Raw genomic sequence first — 20,009 nt, 5'->3', positions numbered from 1 at the left:
ACTCGAGGAGTTAGGAGTCGCAGCTAGACAAACGTCTCGAGGGGCTAGGCGCTGGAGCTAGAGACTAATCTAAGTGGATAAATTTATACTTTCTTATCCATTAAGAAAGGGCCAACAGCAAAATAGCTGTTGACCCTTTAGTTCTTCTTGCTTATTCATCATCTACTTCGCCGTCACCAATTTCATCTTCTTCCTCAACATCTTCCAGCTGTTCCCCTTCCTCAGGCGGTGCGTCATTGCCGCAGCCTGTCACAGTGAACATCGAAATGGCCAATAAAAACATAAACAATAGCTTTTTCATTTTTCCTACCTCCTTTTGATGAAGTTTTTCCTATGCTTTATTTTTCTATGTAATCTCATTCCGTAAAATCAGGTTCCCTGTCGAAAGACTAAAACCAAAATGTAAAATCTTGATAATAATTATATTAATTGTAATAAATCTCATTAAAAGTTGAACAATAATAACAAAGGAGTGACTAGTACCATGAGTGGAACAAATGTAGAACTGACTTCGACAGAGATATCGAATTTATGGTCTTCCTACTTAAAAAGCAGTATGGAGCTAAGATTCTTTCAATATTTCCATGCAACTGCAGAGAATCTCGAGGTTAAAAACATTGTTGGAAAAATGGTGGAGTACTCACAAAAGAGTCTTGATGACCTTAAGGAAATTTTTATAAAAGAAAACATGACAATTCCTTTAGGTTTCACCGAAAAGGATGTCAGGCTGGACGTTGATAAAGTATTTTCTGATACCTTCATCTTATATATTTGTCATGATATGACGATGCTGTCATTGAGTACATACCCAGCTGCCTTTCCCGATTGCACCAGGAAGGATGTCCGGAATTATTTTCAAAATGCTATAGAATACACCATCCAAATTCAAAATGAAATCACTGATTTGATGTTGTCACAAGGCGTCTTTTTGAAATCGCCTCAGGTGGCAATGGACCATACAGTCGATCTGGTTGATGAAATGAAATACCTCAATGGCCTATTCGGTCGCTCAAGGCCAGTGAATGCCGCTGAGATTGCAAATCTGTCAAGAGTCATTCATCGAGCTCGCTTTTCGAAAATGGTCCTTGTCACTTTCAGTAAACTCGCTTCCCACAAAGATGTTAAACAGCATTTCAGCAAAGGAAGAGACTCGCTTGAAAAAGTCCTGGAAACGCTGGGAGATGTCTTTGAAAAAGAAAACATCCCCTATTCAGCTTCAGGGGATTATAATACTTTCGATGTGAAAAATTCACCCTTTTCCGATAAACTGATGCTGTTTTTCGTGAATACATGCCTGGGAATGTTCTGCTTCATTATGATTAACCAGGCTCTGACCTCCAGTTTGAGGACAGATATCGTCACCAAATTCACAATGATTTCCACCCAAATGAAGAAGTTTTACGGAAAAGGCCTGCTCCTGACAATCACCGAAAAATGGCTAGAACAGCCGCCACAGGCTTTTGATCGGAAGGTATAACTGCGTAGTATTGAATAAGTGGTTACGAAATTCTTCAAAAATATAAGGGCTATAAGAACACGCTAAATAGGTTTCTTATAGTCCCTTTTTTTGTTTTTGCAATCAAAACTTAAACTTTATCATATCTTTTTATAGCTAATCCTATTGTCTGCTGTGCGGAACAAGTGTAATTTAATAGTTAGTACTATTTATCCAGTGCATAACAATTTTATGAAAAAGAGGCGATACAAGAAATTGAACATTTGGCATTCATACAAAAATTCATCTTTCATTTTAAAAATGACAGTCGGCTTTGTACTTGGTATTTTAGCTGGTGTTCTATTTGGGGCGGAGGCCGAGATTTTCAAACCTTTTGGAACACTGTTAATAAAATTGCTTAATCTCATTGCTACTCCGGTTGTATTCCTGACGGTTGTGCTTGCAGTCAATCAAATGAATCCTGCGCAACTAGGCAGGACCGGCGGGAAACTGGTGCTTTATTATGGGGCGACAACGGCAGCTGCCGTCTTGATCGGCCTCGGCCTTGCATTGTGGATCAATCCAGGAAGTTCCCTTTCACTACCTAATGCCGAGGTTGAGAGGCCTGCGACACCTTCCATCTCAGACGTGATTTTCAATATTGTACCGGATAATTTCTTCTCGGCTTTTACATCAGGAAACTTAATGGCGATTCTGTTCCTGGCAATCATCATTGGCTTTACGATTTCGGGGATGAGATTTGCTAATGAGGAAAAAATCCAAAACTATGGAGCCCAGCTGCAAACATTTTTTGAAGCTGCGAATGAGTTGTTCTTCAGAATTTTGAAGGGTATCCTCCTTTACGCTCCAATCGGTATTTTTGCGATAAGTGCTTCCACATTTGGCACACAAGGCTGGGATACATTAACTTCCCTATTAGAGTTTACAGCAGTATTTTATATCGGGGTCATCATTCTATGGATCTTTGTTTACAGCGGAACATTGAAACTCTTCAAGATTCCGGTCAAAAGCTTCTTTGCTAACACAAAGGATGCCTACACGACAGCGTTTTTCACTTCCAGCAGCATTGCTTCATTGCCAGTAGCGATTGAAAGTGCGAAGAAGGCTGGCATAAGCGAGAAAATGGTGAATTTCAGTCTACCTTTGGGGGCGGTCTTCAATTCCGATGGCGGAGCGCTCCGGATGGGCGCCTCAATCGTCTTTGCCGCCAATGTAACAGGGATCAGCTTCTCGCTGACTGATTTCATTACGATCGTCCTTATTGGCACTCTTCTTTCGATTGGCACAGCAGGCATCCCTACGGCTGGGCTGGTGACCCTGTCAGTCGTGCTGACAATGTTTGATTTGCCGCTTGAGGTCGTTGCACTGATTGCCGGCGTCGATGCGATAATCGGGATGGCCGGAACAGCCTCTAACGTAGTAGGAGACGTCGTTGGTGCAGCAGTGGTCGACCAATCCGAAAAGAAAGCTGAAATGGCTGGATCATAACACGTAAAGACCGCATCTGCTTTAGATGCGGTCTTTTTTGACATTTATAAATCCAGCACCACATTCCCCTTCCCGCGTGAAACACAGCTAAGCATGGTTCGATTGGAGTGCCGCTGTTCATCTGTCAGGAAGGAATCGTAGTGGTTAATCTCCCCTTCAGCCACCTTCACCTCACATGTACCGCAGCCGCCAACTCTGCAGGAGTAAGGGATATCAATTTCATTTTGACGAAGTACGTCAAGCAGGGAGCTTTCCGCAGGTACTTCAAGTTGTTTACCGCTCTGTTTCAATGTAATTCTAAACGGGACCGCGTCCTTTTTCATAGGTGGTGCGAACCGTTCAAAATGGACATTGAAGTCGGGGTAGCCATAGCTCTTAGCTGCACTAGAAAACTCTTGAATCATTTTTTCCGGCCCGCAAAAATAAACATGTGTGCCGATTCGATGATCCATAAGCAGCTTTGCTGACAGACGTTGCTTATTCTCCCCTTCAGAAAAATAAAAATGGCACTGGCCAGGATAGGTCTTGGTAAGGTAATCAAAAAATGCGCATTGCTCTTTTGACTTTGCAGCATAATGAAGCTCAAAGGATTGGTTTTTTTCAGTAAGCTCAGCCATCATCGATAAAAATGGGGTAATCCCAATACCTGCTGCATAAAAAACATGATGCTTGGCCTGAAAACTTAAAGGAAAATGGTTTTTCGGATAGCTGACTTTCAAAATATCCCCTTCAGAAATATGATTGTGCCAGTACTCAGACCCCCCAGTCGAAGGCTCTGCCAGTCGGACAGCTATTTCGATAGAGCCAGGTTCCGATATATTAAAAACTGAATAAGATCTTTCCAATGTCCCCGAAGCTTTCGGCAAATATGTGGTGATATGTGAGCCACCGCTGAATGGAGGCAGCTTCAATACATTCAGCGCCTGAAGGGTAAATCTTTTAATTGTCGCCGTTTCTTTTATAATTGATTTTACACGTACTTCAAGGGTAGGTTTCTGATGCAATCATAAGTTCCTCCTATTCTATTTGATATTTACATAACCCAAAAAGGCATCCAAACGCCGTGAATAGTGGTCCGAGACTTCCAGCTTCTCTCCGCAGTGTCCGCAAACGATATCCGACTGATTCAGCACTTCATTTTCCCCGTGGCAGGTGCAGCAAATCAGTTTCTTCCTGGCAGGACCGATAGTATGTGATTGCATGTCATATTGTGAAAAGCCTGCCTCCATCGCTGCTCCTTGTATCCTTTTTACAAAATCAGATGACCCCGAAATGTATAAATACGTACCCATTTTCTGTTTGGTAAACCAATCGTTCAAAAAGCTTTCTTCCCTCTCATCTTGGAAAATATGAAAATCAAATGGCATATTCTCATTCAATGCCTCGCAAACGAGAAAATTGAGATTTCTAACGCCTTCTGAATCCGTACAAAATAAGAACTTCCTTTTACCTCTAGCATAAGAAAACATATCTTGAATCACCTTTTTTCCAATTCCTTCTCTAGATATTCAAGGACCACTTCGCGGTACAGTGATATGCCTTTATAATCTGCAATAAATTCTGGAAGCTCATGGAGGATTGCCGAAAATTGCTCCAGCCACGGTGTATGTTGAATGAATTTTTCAAGCGGAAGCATATGGGAGTGGATCGTAAATAAAATTCCATTGCTTTTTGGAAGGCGGAATAATTTTTGGACCTCCACCCGTAGATGCACAAACTCGCCAACATTTTCATTCGTTACCTTTTTACGAGACTGCCCCCATTCAGCAAAGGTCTCAAGCGATGTATCCAGCTGGTTTCCTGCCATCAGGGACCAGTTTTTCCTCCACCATGGACTTCCTGCCTCGATTCTCATCAAGAACTGAAGGATGCGGTCATCAAGAGAGTCTGATTGGAACCCTGGAATCGGCTTGTGTATTTCTTTAAATGACATCCCCGCATCAAAAAATAATGACCAATTTGCAGGAAAACAGAGCTGGCCTGCATCTAAAAATAGGTCCCCATCTCTCTGCATCATCAAAATTAAATCCTCCTGGACATGTCGCCCTACAAAATCGAGCGGCTCCAGGGCCAGTGACTCGTGATCCCCAAATGTGAATGATTGCTTTTCACCCGTCTGCAGGTTGGAAAATATCCAATGATCATCTTTCGTAACAAGTTCGAATTGATCAGGATAACATTCCACCAATTGATTCAGAATTAAATCCAATGCTTCCCACTGGGCATTCATTGTATGGGACTCTGAATGATAACAGCGTTCGTGATGCTTTTTCAGCAGTTCTCTTTTTAAATCCATTTCTTCTATATAAGAATCCGTCACTTCGATTCCAATTGGTGGATTTAATGGAATTGCATTGTTAGAATATCTATAGGCATTATATTCACCAAATGGATAAGGAAATGAGCGGATTTTCTCAATTGAGACCATTCAATCACTCCTTTTCAGAATTTTTCATCTACTTAATACTATACAGAAGTTGGCTGATGAATTCATTACATGGGGGAAAGTTGGACAAGCTTATAGATGGCAGGTTTTAAACCACGGTATAATTGTGTCCTTTTTCTGAAATAATGATGAAGAAATTAAAACCTGGTGGTTATTACTTGACAGTTAATAAGTTTTATATAATAATTCTTACTGTATTAGAATTATTCTAGTTTACCGAATAGTTAACTGAACTTTTCAGTGAAACTATTTCAAAAAATAACTCAACCATTCAAGGAGGAAATTAATCATGGCATTAATCGGTACTCAAGTTTTACCATTCACAGCAAATGCATTCCATAAGGGAGAATTCATCACTGTTTCTGAAGAAAACCTTAAAGGCAAGTGGAGCGTAGTTATTTTTTATCCAGCGGACTTCACATTCGTTTGCCCTACAGAGCTTGAAGACATGCAAAACGAATACGCTACTTTAAAAGAAATGGGAGCAGAAGTATACTCTGTATCAACTGATACACACTTCACTCACAAAGCATGGCATGACCACTCTGAAGCAATCGGCAAAATCGAGTACATCATGATCGGAGACCCTTCTCAGAAGATTTCTCGCAACTTCGATGTATTAAATGAAGAAGATGGACTTGCAGAGCGCGGAACTTTCATCATTGATCCAGACGGCGTTATCCAGACTGTTGAAATCAACGCAGGCGGAATCGGCCGTGACGCTAGCCAAGTAGTAAGCAAGCTAAAAGCAGCACAATATGTACGTAACAACCCAGGCGAAGTTTGCCCTGCTAAATGGAAAGAAGGCGAAGCAACACTTAAGCCAAGCCTTGATCTTGTAGGAAAGATTTAAGGGTACATTCCCATGTTATTAGATGCAGATATAAAAGCACAATTAGCCCAATATCTTCAAATGATGGAGGGCGATGTGCTGCTTAAAGTTAGCGCTGGATCGGATGATGTATCTCGAGACATGCTGGCTTTAGTCGATGAATTGGCAACAATGTCATCCCGTATTAAAGTGGAGCATGCCGAACTGGAAAGAACACCTAGCTTCAGTGTCAACCGCCCTGGCGAAGACACTGGAGTGACTTTCGCAGGCATTCCTTTAGGACATGAATTCACTTCATTAGTTCTTGCCTTGCTGCAGGTTAGCGGAAGAGCTCCTAAGGTAGACCAGAAAGTCATCGATCAGGTTAAAGCGATTAAAGACGAATACCGTTTTGAAACTTATGTCAGCCTGAGCTGCCATAACTGTCCTGACGTTGTACAAGCTCTTAACGTGATGAGTACCCTGAATCCTGGCATTACACATACCATGATTGACGGTGCAGCTTTTAAAGATGAAGTGGAGAGCAAACAAATCATGGCAGTGCCGACGGTTCTTTTGAATGGCGAGCCATTCGGAAGCGGACGTATGTCATTGGAAGAAATCCTTGCAAAAATGGGTTCAGACCCTGATGCATCTGAAATGAACGACAAAGACCCTTATGATGTCCTTGTTATCGGCGGCGGACCAGCTGGTTCAAGTGCGGCCATCTACGCAGCTCGTAAAGGCATCCGTACAGGTATCGTAGCTGAGCGTTTCGGCGGACAGGTAATGGATACATTGGGGATTGAGAACTTCATCAGCGTGAAGCACACAGAAGGTCCAAAACTTGTTGCCAGCCTTGAGGAACATGTTAAAGAGTATGGCGTTGATATCATGAACCTTCAGCGTGCAAAGCGTTTGGAAAAGAAGGACATGATTGAACTTGAATTGGAAAATGGTGCAGTTCTTAAGAGTAAGACTGTCATCATCTCAACTGGTGCCCGCTGGCGCAATGTCAACGTACCAGGAGAAGCTGAGTTCAAGAACAAAGGTGTTGCCTACTGTCCTCACTGTGACGGACCATTGTTCGAAGGAAAAGATGTTGCCGTTATCGGCGGAGGAAACTCCGGTGTTGAAGCAGCAATCGACCTTGCAGGTATCGTAAAGCATGTAACAGTGATTGAGTTCAACCCAGAGCTCAAAGCTGATGCAGTTTTGCAAGACCGTCTGCATAGCCTTCCGAACGTCACTGTTGTGACTAACGCACAAACAAGTGAAATTACCGGAACTGACAAAGTGAACGGTATCACCTACATTGACCGTGCATCAGGTGAAGAACACCATGTTGAATTACAAGGTGTATTCGTCCAGATCGGCCTTGTGCCGAACACAGAATGGCTTGGCGACACGCTTGAACGCACTCGCTTCGGTGAGATCGTCGTAGACAAGCAGGGTGCCACAGACCTTCCTGGCGTCTTCGCTGCAGGCGACTGCACGGACAGTGCATACAAACAAATCATAATTTCAATGGGATCAGGTGCAACCGCAGCATTAGGTGCGTTTGATTACTTGATTCGAAACTAACAGTAAAACCGCTTTGCTGCTCGAATGCAGTAGAGCGGTTTTTTTGTGATCCTTGGGATTGCGTGGGCGATACTTGACAGTTTTGGGCCTCTTTCACCTGAAAGCTGTCATAATAATGGGGGTTTCTTGACAGCTTTGGACTCTTTCGTCTGAAACCCCTTCACAATAACGAGGGTTTCTTGACAGCTTTGGCCACTTCCGCCTGAAAGCTGTCACAATAACGGGGGTTTCTTGACAGCTTTGAGCTCTTCTACCTGAAAGCTGTCACAATAACGGGGTTTTCTTGACAGCTTTGGCCTCTTTCACCTGAAAGCTGTCACAATAACGATGTTTTCTTGACAGCTTTGGACTCTTTCGTCTGAAAACCCTTTCACAATAACGAGGGTTTCTTGACAGCTTTGGCCACTTCCGCCTGAAAGCTGTCACAATAACGGGGGTTTCTTGACAGCTTTGAGCTCTTCTACCTGAAAGCTGTCACAATAACGGGGTTTTCTTGACAGCTTTAGACTCTTTCATCTGAAACCTGTCACAATAACGGGGTTTTCTTGACAGCTTTGGACTCTTTCACCTGAAAGCTGTCACAATAACGGGGTTTTCTTGACAGCTTTGGACTCTTCCGCCTGAAACCTGTCACAATAACGGCTTTTTCTTGACAGCTTTGGCCTCTTTCACCTGAAAGCTGTCACAATAACCGGGTTTTCTTGACAGCTTTGAGCTCTTTCACCTGTAACCTGTCACAATAACAGCTCTTTCTTGACAGCTTTGGCCTCTTCCACCTGAAACCTGTCACAATAACGGCTTTTTCTTGACAGCTTTGGACTCTTTCACCTGAAAGCTGTCACAATAATACGCTTGGTCTTAAAACGAACCGCCCCAATTATTGCCCCAACAAAAAAAACTTCAATCCTCAACGGGGATCAAAGGTTTTTTTATCAGATCGCGTAAACAAATCAGCTATAGACTCTCTCTTTATCACTCAATCCCAGCACCTTGGCAGTTGATTCATGGATATCATGGAACAGCTCTGGGTTGTTCACTAATGACACGCCATAGGTAGGGACCATTTCCTTGATTTTATCCTTCCAATTGAACATTTGCTCAGGGAAGCATTTTTCTAACACTTCCAGCATGACGTTTACGGCAGTGGACGCACCAGGGGATGCACCTAGCAATGCTGCTACTGAGCCATCAGAGGAGCTTACAACCTCTGTACCGAACTGTAGTGTCCCTTTGCCAGTGTCGGTATCCTTGATGACCTGCACACGCTGTCCTGCCACCACGATGCCCCAATCCTCGCTCTTAGCATTAGGAATGAACTCACGTAGTTCATCCATTCGTTTTTCATGAGAGAGCATCACTTGCTCGATCAGGTACTTCGTTAATGCCATTTCTTTCATACCCGCTGCCAACATAGTAATCACATTATTCGGTTTCACTGAACCAATCAAATCCAAATTCGAACCTGTTTTCAGGAACTTTGGTGAGAAACCGGCAAACGGTCCAAACAGTAAGCTTTTCTTATTATCGATAAATCTAGTATCAAGATGCGGAACAGACATCGGAGGTGCGCCTACCTTGGCTTTTCCGTACACCTTTGCATGGTGCTGTTCTACTACTTCTGGATTGTTGCAGACCATGAACAGTCCACTAACAGGGAATCCGCCAATACGCTTTGATTCAGGAATACCGGTCTTTTGCAGTAATGGCAGACTTCCGCCACCGCCGCCGATAAAAATGAATTTAGCAGTATGATATTCAGTTTTACCGCTTTCAAGGTTTTGCACTTTCAGTTCCCATAATCCATCACTTGTACGATTGATATCTTTAACACTATGGTTATAGTTAATCTCGACATTTTTACTCTCCAGATGACCAAACAACATACGAGTTAACGCGCCAAAGTTGACATCCGTTCCTGAATCAATTTTAGTTGCCGCTATTGGATCATTAGAGGTACGGCCTTCCATGACTAATGGAATCCATTCCTTCAGTTTGTCGGGGTCTTCGGAGTATTCCATTCCCTGAAACATAGGAACACCTGAAAGCGCTTTAAATCGTTTTTTCAAAAACTCGACATTTTTTTCGCCTTCTACTAAACTCATATGAGGCAGCGGCCTGATAAATTCTTCTGGATTACGGATCAAATTGCTTTTTACAAGATAAGACCAGAATTGTCTTGAAATTTGAAACTGCTCGTTTACGTTAATTGCCTTGCTAATATCTATCGATCCGTCGGGTTTTTCAGGTGTATAATTCAACTCACACAGAGCAGCGTGCCCAGTACCCGCATTATTCCACTCATTGGAGCTCTCTTCACCTGCAGAAGCTAGTTTTTCAAACACTTTAATGTTCCATTCTGGTGCTAACTCTTTCAGTAAGGATCCCAACGTCGCACTCATGACTCCGGCACCAATTAAGATTACGTCTGTTGCTTTCTGTACGTTGCTCATTATACCCTTCCTTATCGCTTATATTTGAGGAAGTGCGCCTGCTTACATCTCACCTAGGAGCACACCTTTTCCGTCCTTGTTCAAACCATAACATAATCTATTATAATGACTTATACATTAAAATATCTACTATTTACTGATTATTATAAACTATTTTTCCATAGTAAAAAAGGGAGAAGTCCATTCAGAAGTTCGCAAAAAACAAAACCAATGTCTTAAATCCATTATTACATGGTTAAGGCATTGGTTTTTCCTAAAGTTTACCATCTATATTTATTGTCAATGGAGCTAAGCTAATGTCATATAATTCAAGTACTTCCTTCGATAAATCACAAGTTGAATCAGCCAAAATTTTAATCATTTCTATCCTCCAAGGTAAGCAACTACCCTTATCTTAACCCAACCGCAGCTCAAGTTAATACCTATTTTTTTAGGCACTTTTCCGTAACAGTTGTTTCACCTCTGAAAAGCACTAAAAAGTCGGCAAACTCCAAGAAAACTGAGCTTGCCGACAATATTTATCTATGCAGTTTCCAGTTACTTTACTCTCCTGGCTGCCTGCTGAACAGGATCCCACACACCATTATACGGGGGAGCATACGCCAGATCTAAATCAAGCAGCTCATCGGTCGTCATAGAATGGAATATTGCCGTCGCTAGTACATCGATTCGTTTATCGACTCCATTTTCCCCAATAATTTGCCCGCCAAGGACCTTATGTGTCTCTTTATGATAGACAAGTTTTAACTTCATTTTTTTATCATCCGGATAATAACCAGCAATATCATTTGCTGTAATAGTTACAGAACCATAGGGAATGTTCAGCATTTTTGCCTCTGTTTCTGATATCCCTGTTCTCCCCAGGGTTAAATTGAAAAACTTAATGATTGAAGTGCCGACAATTCCTTTAAACGTTTTATGTACATCAACCATGTTCAATCCGGCGATTTGTCCTTGCTTATTGGCATGTGTTCCCAATGGGACATGGTCATCCTTCTCTTTTACCCGGTGATATTGCGTGGCACAATCTCCTGCACCGTAGATATCCTCCACACTGGTTTGCATATAGGCATTTACCTGGATTGCACCATTTCCAATGGTTTTAATTCCTGTTCCTTCTAAAAAGGAAGTATTCGGCTTCACACCAACAGCGACTAGCACCAAATCTGTTTCATACTCTCCTTTATCGGTTTTCACAGATTCCACATGGTCACTTCCACCGAATGCTTCCACGGATTCACCCATTTTCAACATAATGTCATGCTTTACTGCTTCTTCATGAATCAGTTCGGCCATGTCGGGATCAAATATCTTGGCTAATTGCTCATTTCTTTCAATGATCGTTACCTTCTTGCCGAGCTCCGCAAAACTTTCGGCCATTTCAAGCCCAATGTATCCGCCGCCAATCACGGTCACATTCTTTATATCTTTTTCCAGATAATCCAAGATTGCTTTTGCATCAGGGATGGTTTTTAATGAGAAAATACCTGGAAGTGTCACACCCTCCCACTTTGGAACGACCGAGCTTACACCAGTCGCGATCAGAAGGCGGTCATAAGGAAGGCTGAACGTTTCTCCATTACTATGGTTTATTCCATTTACCATTTTATTTACCACGTCTACCTTCTGGGCTTCATGAAATACACGTGCATCAATACCATATTTCTCTTTAAAAGTAGACGGAGTGCGAGCGATTAACTCATCTGTGGACTCAATCTTCCCACTGATTACATAAGGCAGGCCACATTGCCCATATGAATACACGCCTCCCTTTTCTAACACAGTGATTTCATGCCCAGAGCTGTTACGTACCATTTGCATCGCAGCACTCATACCCGCTGCATCGCCGCCAATAATCAGTATTTTCATCTTCATCCCTCCAATCTTTGTGTATCCATTTATTAATCAGTTTTAAACATCTGGATTAATATTCTTATTTAGATAACTCAGAAAAATGCTAAGGGTCTCAATAAATAGTGAACAAACTTTCACTACCATCATCACTTATGATACGGTTCACCGCGGTTGATCCTGAAAGCCCGATAAATCTGCTCAACGAGGATCAACCGCATTAATTGGTGAGGGAATGTCATTTTGGAAAAGGATAGTTGTTCATCGGATCTTTTCAGTACTTCATCACTCAAACCAAGTGATCCACCGATAACAAACGCGATTTTACTTTTTCCGTACGTCGCCAGTTTATCGAGTGTGTCTGCGAGTTCTTCTGATGATTTGAGCTTGCCGTTAATGGCCAGAGCGATAACATAGGTATCGGGTCCAATTTTCGTGAGGATCCGTTCGCCTTCTTTTTGCTTGACCTGGATCATCTCAGTATCGCTCAATTCCTCGGGTGCTTTTTCGTCAGGCACCTCGATGACTTCTACTTTTGCATAGCTTCCCAGGCGTTTTAAGTACTCCTCAATCCCCTGTTTCAGGTATTTTTCTTTTAATTTTCCAACCGTCACGATCGAGATATTCACAGCCATCCCCACTTTACAAACAGATTACAAACAGTTTACAAACAAGATATCCACAAAAGTTATCCACATATTCACATCGCTATCCACATTTAGTAGGCGATCATTCGTTCGCCACAATATATATAGCTGGTTGTCCACAGTATCCACAGGTAAACTCCGACTTATCAACAGGCTCAAGCTTTGTTAATTGTGGTGCTACCTCAAACTCATCAACAGCTTCATCCAGCGCCAATTCTACATGTTCACCGCAGCAATACTTCATAACACTCATCCTTTCAGCTTCTTTTTATATGATTATCATTTGCTTAAGTTCACTTTTAAATTTATCCACAAAGTCCATTTTAACACAAAAAAACAGGAAGCATTTCGCCTCCTGTCATTATCCACAACGCCTATAATGTTTCTCCGCCTAGCTTCATTGTTGTTTCTTCCAGCTGGCCATTTCGATAATACTTGACCTGCATGTCATCGCCAACCTTCTTTTTATTGTAAAGGTGCTTGCGCAGATCAACAACATCCCTGATTTCCGCGCCATCCATTTCGACAATGACGTCATACTCCTTCAATCCTGCCTGGGATGCAGGAGAATTGGGCTGTACGCCTCTAACTGCGACACCATAGTTAATTTCCTTCGGCAGCTTCAACGTGTTTTCCTGGTGGTAGGCTGAAATTTCATTTACGGAAGCTAATTCGACACCCATGAATGGACGTTTTACTTCTCCAGTCTTCTCTAAGTCTTCAATAATTGGTGCCGCATAATTAATGGGAATAGAAAGTCCGATTCCTTCTACAGCACTCTGGGCGATTTTCATCGAGTTAATGCCGATCACCTGGCCTTCTATATTGATCAACGCCCCTCCGCTATTGCCAGGGTTAATCGCTGCATCAGTCTGTAAAACTTCTGCCTGCCAATCGGGAGTTCCATCCTGATTGATGTCCACTGGAATCGCACGTTCTAAACCAGAGATAATTCCCTGTGTAACAGAACCTGAAAAAGTAAGTCCGAGCGGATTACCAATTGCGATAACTGGCTCACCAGGCTTCAGCTTGTCAGAGTTGCCAAATTCGGCTACAACTTGAATTTCGTCAGCCGGTATTTCCAACACAGCCAGATCAGTCCAGATATCACTTCCTAAAAGCTTGGCAGGAATTTTCGTACCATCACTCAGGCTGACCTCAAGTTCAGAGGCTTCCGCCACCACATGGTGATTTGTGACAATATAGGCTTTATCTCCTGCCTTTTTATAAACGACGCCAGAGCCTGTTCCGCCTGATTCCTGGGATTGCCCCCAGAAGCTCGTACTCTCCTGGATATTCGTAATACCGACTACTGCATCTCCAGCCTTGTCGACTGCTTCAGTAATTTGGGAGTAAACATCAATCGATACATTTTTATTAGTGGTATTGCCTTCTTCACTCTCTTCAGCTTGCTCTTCGTCTGTTGCTGCTGTCTGATTATGAGGTTCAATTTTATATGGCAGCACATCCAGGTTAGACAATATAGGAATCGAGAAGATCACCAATAATGCACCTATGATTGCACCTGCCAGGCTGGCCCAAAAAAAGCCGCCTTTCCTGCTGTTTTGCGGTTTATACCGGCTTTGATAATCCTGATCATAATAACCCAATGTCCACCAATCCCTTCATTGACCAATAGATACTTTAGTTATTCTTATACAGATTATTATACTATCAGTAATGCTAATTTCTAAAACATAAGCTCCTTTAATCCCCTGGAAAATAAAAAGGAGCAAATGCATCCAAAATAGATGCCTTTACTCCTTTACCTATAAATTCATGCCATAAACAAGCTAAATTGCTGTCAAAGGTGTCGGAGTCTTCGGATCTGTATCTATCAAATCGAACTGATCTCCTACTAAGATGCCCCTGCTTTCGAGAGTCTGGGATACTGACATCCTTGCAAGGTCCTTCATATTGTTATCAGCGCTTAAATGAGCAAGGTAAATACGTTTCGTATTATCTCCTGCCACCTCACTCATCGCGACAGCGGCATCCTCATTTGAAACATGGCCGTAATCGCTCAGGATCCGGCGCTTGACGCTCCAAGGATATCTTCCCATCCTCAGCATCTGGACGTCATGATTGCTTTCGAAAACATAAGCGTCCGCATTAGAAATGATTCCCTTCATACGGTCGCTGACATAGCCTGTGTCTGTGATGAGCACCAGCTTCTTGCCGTCTTTATGGAACACGTAGAACATCGGCTCAGCCGCGTCATGTGAGACACCGAAGGATTCGATATCCAGACCGCGGAAGGTTTTCACGGTTTCCATGTCAAAAGAGAACTTCTGATCAAGCGGGACTTCTCCAATCAAGCCGTCCATCGCTTTCCATGTCTTTTCATTTGCATAGATTGGCAGTTTGTATTTACGGGCAACGATTCCTATGCCTTTTATATGATCGCTATGTTCATGCGTCACTAATATTCCAGAGAGGTCTTTCATTTCCCGGCCAATTTGCTTGAATAAAGCATCCATTTGTTTGCCGCTCAATCCGGCATCCACCAAAAAGGACTGGCCCTCCGTCTCCACATAGATCGCATTTCCCGTACTCCCGCTGGCGAGAACACTAAAATGCAAACTCATATCTCTTCACTCCGTAATTTTATTTTCTCCGTCAGACAACGGGATGACCCGGCCTTCAATTGCATGGACAAAAAGGTTTTCCTTGCCGTTGACTTCTATCCTCCAAGTTGGTGTTACTACAAGGGATGAAGTCAATGATACAAGAGTGGAATAGCCCAGTTCAAAATCAGTGATTTTACTCTTCGGCTTGAGCAAACCTTTTTTATAAAGAGTTTCCAGCGCCCTTAATGGCGGCAGCAACTCTTCAGCATCCGACAGTTCATCGATGATTTCCAAATACGTTTGCTTATACGAAGTCACTTCATTATCTTCATTGAAAAAGAAAGTCAGTTTCGCATTGCTGTTATAGTAGAACGTTTTACTATCATGCTCTTGATAATACGTAATGGTCCCTGCCTCATTATTTTTGCTCCAGAACTTATACTGTTCACCGGAAAAAATATTCGCTTTTATGAAATCAGACAGTTCAGCCGGCTGGAACTTGCTCGTCAGTTTGAACGGCTTTTCAAGCTTGACTTCAATCGACGTGCCGTCTCCCAGACTGACGGACTGTCCCTTGACCTTCTCCGTTTCCTCGGAGGTGAATACCTTGGCTCTTACACTAAGATACTGTTCTTTCTGTTTTGTCTCAGGGAGTTCACCATAGGTGATATCGTCATTTTTCAGCTTTTCCTCAAGGGTCGCTTCCTTTAGAATTTCATACTGAGTCGCATCCCTGGTGTTCATGAACTGGTACACAAGATATATATCCAGGACGAGGAAGGTAAGAATAAAGATTGTCTTGATTCTACTCCAATCCATTATTCAATTCCTCCTCCCATATAAGCTGACGCCACTCCTGATCGTATAAATAGAACCAGCCTGGCTCCAACAGGATTAATGAGTTTTCTGGTCCCTGGGTCATATAATAGCCAGGCATAAGATTTTGCAGCAACTCAGGCTTAAAATCCTTCTTACTTTGCAGGTATTCCAGCGCTTCATATCCAGACGGCAACGTCTTGGTGACAACATCCGGATTCAAAGGCAGCTCGAGATGGAATCCCGGGCGTACATATCTGCTGATTTCCGATTGTCTCCACTGCTGATAGATCTCTGACATCCCTATCTGATTGAAAACAGGATAACCTTCCTTGCTATAAAGACGGAAAAGAACGTTCTGGTTAAAATCATCTTTATAAACATAACGATAAGGTTCCGTCCAGCCACCATGGTTATTAACAAATTCGATACTCTTCTGAAGAACATTGTTGGTGCCGATGACTGAATCGCCACTCCTGACAGGATTCACGTAGTTAATCATATTTGTATCGGTGTCAACGATCATCTTACTGGCATCATCCGTATATTCCTCAATTCCATCGACTATACTTCGCTGTACAAAGCTCGGGTCTGGGAACAAAGCATCTTTAAATTGTTCAGATTCAAGGGGATTCTGGTAGTAAGTGTGCAGCACCATTTTTACTTTTTCAATTGGAAGGTAAATCTTCTTGATATCGGAAACAGTATGAAGGAAATACGGCGTCAGCCTTTTTGCAGAATCATAAAATGTATTCGTAAAATCATTGATATAAGAAGGACTGACATTGCTGACATATGCTTCCTGATTTTTCTGCGAATAGAAATAGATAATCCCTTCCTGCTTTTGCTGGGTCTCTGAATTAATGATGATCCGGTCAAAATCAAATTTTGGCATATCCTTTTCATCGATATTCAGGACCCTTTTATAAAGTTCAATTGGCACCTCATCCGGGAAAATAACTTCGGTATTCTCCCCCTGAGCAATCTTGTCATTAAATTCACTGATTCGCCCAGGATACTTTTCGATATCAAAATACTTCCATTTTGAAATAACTCCGATTATATCATCAATATAGTCATTGTCTACCGAACCAAACTGTTTACCATTCACATGGTAGATCACCTGATGGGGCTTGACTATTTTTTTAATTTCCTTCTGTGTTGCTATGCTTATATCTTCAAAAGTCTTTTGATTGTTAACAACCTCATAATCTGGTTGATACGTCCAAATATTCCACGTTAAAAAGCCACTTAGAATAACAAGAAATGTTAATATACCTGTTTTAATATTTTCATATGTCATGACCAATCATCCTCTGCACTTCGGTCATAAGGAAGTGTAAATTGAACAGTTGTTCCTTTGCCTTCCACGCTTTCTGCCCATATCCTTCCCCCGTGGGCATTGACCATTTCCCTGGCAATAGCCAGCCCTAACCCTGTACCGCCTAGTTTGCGGGTCCTGGCTTTATCGACACGGTAGAAACGATCGAAAATTTTATCAAGGTTATCTTTCGGGATGCCAACGCCTTCATCAGAAATGCTTGCAACAATCTGATCATCCAGTTCTTTCACTTTGAATGTAATCGTGCCGCCCTCTGGTGAATATTTCATGGCATTAGAAATGATATTATCGAGCACTTGCGTTATTTTGTCTTCATCTATTTCAACAAAAATCGCATTCTCCGTGATTTCCCTTTTGAAAGAAACATTTTGTTCCTTCGTCATTTCGAATCGGTCAATGATCCTGTTAAAAAAGACCGGGAAGTTGACCCATTCCTTTGATAGACGATAATCCACACTGTCAAGTTTTGATAGCTGCAGCAAATCATTGACAAGCCGGATCATCCGCTCTGTTTCACCTCTGGTTGTCTCAAGGAAGTTTGGAGCGATTTCCTCATCCCTCCACGCTCCTTCAGCCAGCGCCTCCAGATAGCTGCGCATCGTTGTCAGCGGAGTCCGCAATTCATGGGAAACATTCGCAACGAATTCCCGTCTCTCCATATCAATTTTTTCTTGTTCTGTAATATCATACAGGACTGCAATCAATCCATTTACAAAGCCGCTTTCCTTTTGTATGACCGAAAAGTTTGCCCGAAGGATGAATGGCTTGCTTTTCGTACTGTAATCCAGAACAATTGAGTCTTTCTCCTGAAGCAAATCATCAAAAGTATAATTCTCATCCAGCCCAAGTACAGAAACTAATGGCTGCGAAAGCACTGTTTCACGTGGAACACCAAGCATCTGTGTCGCAGGGTCATTGATCAGGATGATGCGTCCTTTCCGATCTGTCGATATGACACCGTCGGTCATATAGGAAATGACTGAGGAAAGCTTCCTTTTCTCTCCTTCTGTTGTGGCCTGTGCTTCCTGCAGTTTTTTCGTCAGATTGTTAAAGGTGATCGCCAGTTGACCGATTTCATCGTAACCATAGACCTTAACCTTCCTGGAAAAATTGCCGCGCGTCATCGCCAGTGCCTGTTTACGCATATCTGAAATCGGCCTCGTAATCGTCTGTGCAAGCAAGACTCCCAAAATGGCTGTAAAAATCAGGGCAATGGCTGTTCCGGTAGCGAGGATTTTATTGATATCATTCATCTGGTCAAAGATATCATTAATATTGGCAACCAGATAGACAGCTGCTATCGCTTCACCGTTATGCATGATAGGTGTTGAAAGAACCCAAACTCTTTCGTTCGCTTTCAACTGGATGACGTCTTCATCTTCTCCAGTGATGATCGAACGCTTAATCTTGACGTCAGGAGTCCTCTGACCCACCATCCCCTGATTGCTAAGGCTTGATGTCCCCAGTATTTTAAAGCTGCTCCCGTCAACTACCCGGATTTCAGAAATATCATTGGGCTTATAGTCCATTAATATCCGCCTAATGGCTTCCTCTTTCGTGGGGTCTTCCTTCCCGCGCTCCTTCACCAGCTCTTCCTGTATATCATAAACCAGCAGGTCCACCCGAGATTTTACAGATTCCTGGTAATTCGTCATCAATGTCGTCTCAAGTTTGCGGACAAAGTAAACGCCTATGATTTGCATGGCAACTAGAATAAGCAGGACATATATAAGCACAAATTTAAGGTGTATTGAACGAAAAAAACCTACCTTTTTCATTCCTGCCCTTACTCCTGCTCAGAGTTTCTTAAATAATAGCCTACTCCTCGTCTTGTCACGATCCACGTCGGGTGGCTTGGGTTGTCCTCGATCTTTTCACGCAAACGCCTTACAGTTACGTCTACTGTACGGACATCTCCATAATAGTCATAGCCCCAAACGGTTTGCAGCAGATGCTCCCTTGTCATGACTTGTCCAATATGCTTGGCAAGGTAGTGAAGAAGCTCGAATTCACGATGCGTCAATTCGATTGTTTCTCCTCTTTTGGAGACAACATAAGCGTCAGGGTGGATTGTCAACGAGCCTACAGCAATTTCATTTGATTCTTCTTGTTCATCTTCTTTAATTGCATTCTGCTGATGGCGTCGCAAGTTTGCTTTTACCCTTGCAATCAATTCCCTTGTGCTGAATGGCTTCGTGACATAGTCGTCGGCTCCTAGTTCAAGTCCGAGTACCTTATCAATTTCAGAGTCTTTAGCCGTCAGCATGATGATCGGCATCTCGTGTTTTTTGCGGACTTCGCGGCAAACCTCCATGCCATCACGCATCGGCAGCATGATATCCAGCAGGATTAAATCTGGCTGGACTTCCTCCACCATTTCAACTGCCTGGTTTCCATCATAAGCACAGTAAACATCATAACCCTCTTTTTTCAAGTTGAACTGTAGAATATCTGCAATTGGTTTTTCATCGTCTACTACCAGAATTTTTTTCTCCATACCAATTCTCCTTTAAAGTGCAAATTTATCTATCGGCTAGAATAATCTTCT

19 protein-coding genes are annotated in these 20,009 nt (G+C 42.5%); 4 read left to right on the top strand and 15 right to left on the bottom strand.

Annotated features, from left to right (window positions below):
• Positions 1 to 151: 151 nt before the first annotated feature.
• Positions 152 to 301, bottom strand: coding sequence for a lipoprotein (locus J7E32_RS04350; protein WP_198135646.1), 150 nt, complete (start codon positions 299 to 301; stop codon positions 152 to 154).
• Positions 302 to 484: 183 nt separating this feature from the next.
• Between J7E32_RS04350 and J7E32_RS04345 the strand changes: the two genes are divergently transcribed.
• The gene (locus tag J7E32_RS04345; protein WP_214904137.1) at positions 485 to 1,477 is read left to right on the top strand and encodes a DUF3231 family protein; all 993 of its coding nucleotides are present in this window, start codon (positions 485 to 487) and stop codon (positions 1,475 to 1,477) included.
• 234 nt (positions 1,478 to 1,711) lie between these two features.
• Complete coding sequence (locus J7E32_RS04340) at positions 1,712 to 2,944, top strand: dicarboxylate/amino acid:cation symporter (RefSeq protein ID WP_214904134.1); 1,233 nt, start codon at positions 1,712 to 1,714, stop codon at positions 2,942 to 2,944.
• Between the two features lie 44 nt (positions 2,945 to 2,988).
• On the opposite strand, the gene J7E32_RS04335 is transcribed toward J7E32_RS04340, so the two are convergent.
• The 3 genes from J7E32_RS04335 to J7E32_RS04325 form a co-directional block, all read right to left on the bottom strand.
• The gene (locus J7E32_RS04335; RefSeq protein WP_214904131.1) at positions 2,989 to 3,948 is read right to left on the bottom strand and encodes a PDR/VanB family oxidoreductase; all 960 of its coding nucleotides are present in this window, start codon (positions 3,946 to 3,948) and stop codon (positions 2,989 to 2,991) included.
• Between the two features lie 18 nt (positions 3,949 to 3,966).
• Positions 3,967 to 4,311 (bottom strand): dimethylamine monooxygenase subunit DmmA family protein, encoded by a 345-nt coding sequence (locus J7E32_RS04330; protein ID WP_286182719.1) that lies wholly within the window; start codon positions 4,309 to 4,311, stop codon positions 3,967 to 3,969.
• Positions 4,312 to 4,421: 110 nt separating this feature from the next.
• Positions 4,422 to 5,372, bottom strand: coding sequence for a heme-dependent oxidative N-demethylase family protein (locus J7E32_RS04325; RefSeq protein WP_214904125.1), 951 nt, complete (start codon positions 5,370 to 5,372; stop codon positions 4,422 to 4,424).
• Positions 5,373 to 5,679: 307 nt separating this feature from the next.
• Here J7E32_RS04325 and ahpC point away from each other — a divergent pair, with 307 nt between their 5' ends.
• Together ahpC and ahpF are read left to right on the top strand one after the other, a co-directional pair.
• On the top strand, positions 5,680 to 6,243 hold the full coding sequence (gene ahpC / locus J7E32_RS04320) for an alkyl hydroperoxide reductase subunit C (protein WP_214904122.1): 564 nt from the start codon (positions 5,680 to 5,682) through the stop codon (positions 6,241 to 6,243).
• Between the two features lie 12 nt (positions 6,244 to 6,255).
• Complete coding sequence (gene ahpF, locus J7E32_RS04315) at positions 6,256 to 7,785, top strand: alkyl hydroperoxide reductase subunit F (protein ID WP_214904119.1); 1,530 nt, start codon at positions 6,256 to 6,258, stop codon at positions 7,783 to 7,785.
• A 950-nt stretch (positions 7,786 to 8,735) separates the two neighbouring features.
• Here the strand turns inward: ahpF and J7E32_RS04310 are convergent.
• The 11 genes from J7E32_RS04310 to yycF all read right to left on the bottom strand — a co-directional run bounded on the left by J7E32_RS04310 (position 8,736) and on the right by yycF (position 19,958).
• A complete protein-coding gene (locus tag J7E32_RS04310; protein ID WP_214904116.1) occupies positions 8,736 to 10,235 on the bottom strand; it encodes a malate:quinone oxidoreductase in 1,500 nt (499 codons plus the stop codon).
• Between the two features lie 253 nt (positions 10,236 to 10,488).
• A complete protein-coding gene (locus J7E32_RS04305; protein WP_286182689.1) occupies positions 10,489 to 10,596 on the bottom strand; it encodes a DegV family protein in 108 nt (35 codons plus the stop codon).
• A 176-nt stretch (positions 10,597 to 10,772) separates the two neighbouring features.
• Positions 10,773 to 12,104, bottom strand: coding sequence for a CoA-disulfide reductase (locus tag J7E32_RS04300; RefSeq protein ID WP_214904113.1), 1,332 nt, complete (start codon positions 12,102 to 12,104; stop codon positions 10,773 to 10,775).
• Between the two features lie 131 nt (positions 12,105 to 12,235).
• Positions 12,236 to 12,715, bottom strand: a complete 480-nt coding sequence (gene rlmH, locus J7E32_RS04295; RefSeq protein ID WP_214904110.1) for a 23S rRNA (pseudouridine(1915)-N(3))-methyltransferase RlmH — start codon at positions 12,713 to 12,715, stop codon at positions 12,236 to 12,238.
• 100 nt (positions 12,716 to 12,815) lie between these two features.
• A complete protein-coding gene (locus J7E32_RS04290) occupies positions 12,816 to 12,986 on the bottom strand; it encodes a CxxH/CxxC protein (RefSeq protein WP_483297596.1) in 171 nt (56 codons plus the stop codon).
• Positions 12,987 to 13,107: 121 nt separating this feature from the next.
• Entirely contained in the window at positions 13,108 to 14,343 is a 1,236-nt protein-coding gene (locus J7E32_RS04285) for a S1C family serine protease (RefSeq protein ID WP_214904107.1), read from the bottom strand.
• Between the two features lie 183 nt (positions 14,344 to 14,526).
• Positions 14,527 to 15,321, bottom strand: a complete 795-nt coding sequence (locus tag J7E32_RS04280) for an MBL fold metallo-hydrolase (protein WP_214904104.1) — start codon at positions 15,319 to 15,321, stop codon at positions 14,527 to 14,529.
• A 6-nt stretch (positions 15,322 to 15,327) separates the two neighbouring features.
• Positions 15,328 to 16,122: a two-component system regulatory protein YycI gene (locus J7E32_RS04275; RefSeq protein WP_214904101.1), complete on the bottom strand. Its 795-nt coding sequence runs from the start codon at positions 16,120 to 16,122 to the stop codon at positions 15,328 to 15,330.
• Positions 16,109 to 17,422, bottom strand: a complete 1,314-nt coding sequence (locus J7E32_RS04270; RefSeq protein WP_214904098.1) for a YycH family regulatory protein — start codon at positions 17,420 to 17,422, stop codon at positions 16,109 to 16,111. Before J7E32_RS04270 ends, J7E32_RS04275 begins: the two co-directional genes overlap by 14 nt.
• Positions 17,419 to 19,239 (bottom strand): cell wall metabolism sensor histidine kinase WalK, encoded by a 1,821-nt coding sequence (walK, locus tag J7E32_RS04265; protein ID WP_214904096.1) that lies wholly within the window; start codon positions 19,237 to 19,239, stop codon positions 17,419 to 17,421. Before walK ends, J7E32_RS04270 begins: the two co-directional genes overlap by 4 nt.
• A gap of 8 nt (positions 19,240 to 19,247) precedes the next feature.
• The gene (gene yycF / locus J7E32_RS04260; protein WP_214904093.1) at positions 19,248 to 19,958 is read right to left on the bottom strand and encodes a response regulator YycF; all 711 of its coding nucleotides are present in this window, start codon (positions 19,956 to 19,958) and stop codon (positions 19,248 to 19,250) included.
• Positions 19,959 to 20,009: the final 51 nt, after the last annotated feature.

Source organism: Bacillus sp. ISL-55 (genome assembly GCF_018613155.1).
In the GTDB taxonomy this organism is placed as follows: Bacteria; Bacillota; Bacilli; order Bacillales; family Cytobacillaceae; genus Mesobacillus.
This window is presented reverse-complemented; position numbering and strand designations above follow the sequence as displayed.